The sequence below is a fragment of the Oleiphilus sp. HI0061 genome (assembly GCF_001635675.1).
The window spans coordinates 1-774 of record NZ_LWFE01000528.1 but is presented as its reverse complement, the minus strand read 5'-3'; the positions used below and the strand labels follow the sequence as shown (position 1 = coordinate 774).

At 42.9% G+C, this 774-nt stretch carries 2 protein-coding genes; both read right to left on the bottom strand.

What is annotated here, in order from left to right:
- A partial coding sequence (locus tag A3735_RS06950; RefSeq protein ID WP_156499482.1) for a hypothetical protein occupies window positions 1–380 on the bottom strand: 380 nt, incomplete at its 3' end.
- A gap of 129 nt (window positions 381–509) precedes the next feature.
- The coding region (locus A3735_RS06945) for a helix-turn-helix domain-containing protein (RefSeq protein WP_304439973.1) at window positions 510–774 on the bottom strand (265 nt) is incomplete at its 5' end.

Genomic DNA, 774 nt, shown 5'->3' with positions numbered 1-774 from the left:
CTTGAGTAGGTGTCTAGAAAAACAGGCTTCTCATCAACAACTTTTTCGAGGCCGAACTTCTTGCGAGATTGGCGGCTACAAATACTGTAAATCAGGATGCTGAGATACAGAGTGGTGAGACTTAAACCCAAGTGTATAAAGAAGTTTTCGTAGCTATTGTTGAGTCTGAGAAAAACCAGATGGACGATATGAAGAATCAGCACCAGGCCGTTTAAGGCGCGAAACAGTGTGACTTTGACGCCGCTATCACGTGCGCCATCAATGAAGCTTATAATCGGCTTTGCATACAGGAATAAGCCAATGTTGAATACAAATACCAGAATATGTGCCGTCCATGTTGTTGTGGACAACTGCGGTAATAACCACTCTAAAGCTTGCATAGTAAAAGACGCCTAAGAAAAGTGAGCTTGTGTCGCATTGCTTCATGCAGACGCCAACGGTCAGATCTTAGCTAATTATGATGAACTTTAGACTTGAATCAAGGGAAAGCTTTGCTTCTCTTAAAGCCTTTATAGCTCCAGGCGTTTAATTAAGCGATAGAAATTACTTCGGTTTACGCCCAAGTCACGTGCTGCAGCCGCCTGGTTTCCCTGATGTTGGTCCAGAATATGAATAATATAATTTCTCTGGAAATCATCGACTGCGTCTTTAAGATTCCCTTTTGGTGTAAATGAAAAAAGGTTGCTGTTCGCTTCATTCACTAGCGGGTGTTCCTTGCCGTTAGTTTTTGGCTGACCGTTTTGAAGGTGAATATCCAGGTAGGAGGCGTCGATA